The sequence below is a fragment of the Rhizobacter sp. P2_H2 genome (assembly GCF_056403375.1).
The window spans coordinates 1-2,045 of the sequence record NZ_JBFUFP010000982.1 but is presented as its reverse complement, the minus strand read 5'-3'; the positions used below and the strand labels follow the sequence as shown (position 1 = coordinate 2,045).

Here is a 2,045-nt window from a genome sequence, read left to right as displayed (position 1 = left end):
CTTCTTCGTGGAGTCGGCCCGCCAGGGCCGACCGCCGAGGCTGAGCCCCCAGCCCATCCCCTCACCCGCCGCGACGCGCCGCAGCGGAATCAGTCACGCTCCGGTGCAATCTCGGTGGCGTAGTCGACCAGTGCACCCAGGATGTCCTGGGCGCGTTCGTCCTCGGCCAGCGCTTCGGATTCCTGCAACGCATCAATGCGGTCGAAGAAGGCCTGCAGCGTCAGCGCCCCACCCGCCCCGTCGTGCAGCTTGTGCACCCGGTGCTCCAGCCACTGCGCCTGCTCGGCCTCGCTGAGCGTCTCCGGGAAATTGCGGGCCCGGTAACGGAAGAGGATCTCGGCCAGCCGCGGGTCCGCAAACGCCGGTCGCTTGTCGGCCAGCTGCTGCGGCGACAACCCGCGCAGCCGCTGCAGCGCCTTGCGATCTTCATTGCCGACGAAGCCRCCGTACAAATCCTCGTCGACGTCCGGCTTCGCACTCGGCGCCGGCCGCTCGAACACCGCCGGCCACATGCCGGCCAGCAGATGGCCCTGCTTCGCGGCCACCTCCGCATGCGCCAGCGCGCGCGGCACGTCGACGCCCCACTTCGCCGCCACCGCATCGCTCAGCGTCTTCAGATTGCCGATCACCATCGGTGACTTGTTGATGTGGATCGTCTTGATCGGCAGCCGCGCCACGCCCTCGGGCAGGTCGTCGGCCTTGCTGAACATGCGCAGCCGGATCGTCTCGACATCCAGCGTGAACAATTCCGCCGGGTCGCTCGCCAGGTCCCACACGATCACTTCATTCTTGTTGCTCGGGTGCGGCGCCAGCGGCCACACCAGCGCCATGCAGCCGCGCTCCACGCCGTACATGCCCGAGATGTGCAGGAACGGCCGCCCCACCCCCATCTCCTGGATCACCTCGTCCTTCCTGCGCAGCTTCAGTGCGAAATCCCACAGCCGCGGCTGGCGCGACTTGATCAGCTTCGCCAGCGCGATCGTCGCCCGCACGTCCGACAACGCATCGTGCGCCGCATCGTGCGCCAGGCCGTTCGCCGCCGTCAGGTGCTCCAGCTTGAACGACGGCCGGCCGTCCTCGTGCGTCGGCCAGGTGATGCCCTCCGGCCGCAGCGCCCAGGTCAGCCGCACCACGTCGAGCAGGTCCCAGCGCCCGCACTGGTTCTGCCACTCGCGCGCGTAAGGGTCGATCAGGTTGCGCCAGAACAGGTGGCGCGTCACCTCGTCGTCGAAACGGATCGTGTTGTAGCCCACGCCCACCGTGCCGGGCTGCGCCAGCTGCGCCTCGATCGCATCGGCGAACTCGTGCTCCGGCACGCCGCGCTCCAGGCAGGTCTGCGGAAGGATGCCGGTCAGCAGGCACGACTCCGGATCGGGCAAGTAGTCCGGCGTCGGCCGGCAGTACACCATCAGCTCGCCGCCCGCCACCTCGTTCAGCTCGGCRTCGGTGCGGATGSCGGCGAACTGCGMCGGCCGGTCCYGGCGCGGCACGMSGCCGAAGGTTTCGTAGTCGTGCCAGAGGAACGTGAAATCGGTCATGGCGCGCAATCTACCAGCACCGGCCAAAACCAGACGGATTGCGCGAACAGCACCGTATCCGCGCTTCATTTGCACCTTAAGGGTTCGTCACATGTATCCGATATTCCCGTTTGACTGGGTCCGGTTTGGAGCAGGTGCACGCACACCAGCCGACCCCGCAAACGAATACCACTCAAAGGACGCCCTTCATGGCCAGCATCATTCAGTTCCTGACGACCGCTCAGATCGCCGGCTTGTCGACGAAGTCCATTGCCGGGCTGACGACCGAGGACTGGGCCGCCTTCAACACGGCGCAGTTCCAGGCACTGACGACCAGCCAGGTCGCCGCGATCCCGTCGACCAACGTCTCCGCGATCGGCACCGCCGAACTCGCCGTGATGGAAACGCAGGACCTGCGCGCCCTCAGCTCGGCCACGCTGCGCGCCCTGAACTCCGACCAGCTGGGCGCCTTCGGCTCCGACCAGTTCGCCGCGCTGACCACCGCCCAGGTCGCCGCGCTGACCTGAC

The 2,045-nt window shown here is 67.7% G+C and carries 2 protein-coding genes; one reads left to right on the top strand and one right to left on the bottom strand.

The window, feature by feature from the left end:
• Positions 1-89: 89 nt before the first annotated feature.
• Positions 90-1,538 (bottom strand): exodeoxyribonuclease I, encoded by a 1,449-nt coding sequence (sbcB, locus tag AC1D15_RS29055; protein ID WP_477828751.1) that lies wholly within the window; start codon positions 1,536-1,538, stop codon positions 90-92.
• A 188-nt stretch (positions 1,539-1,726) separates the two neighbouring features.
• Here sbcB and AC1D15_RS29050 point away from each other — a divergent pair, with 188 nt between their 5' ends.
• On the top strand, positions 1,727-2,044 hold the full coding sequence (locus tag AC1D15_RS29050) for a hypothetical protein (RefSeq protein WP_477828750.1): 318 nt from the start codon (positions 1,727-1,729) through the stop codon (positions 2,042-2,044).
• Position 2,045: the final 1 nt, after the last annotated feature.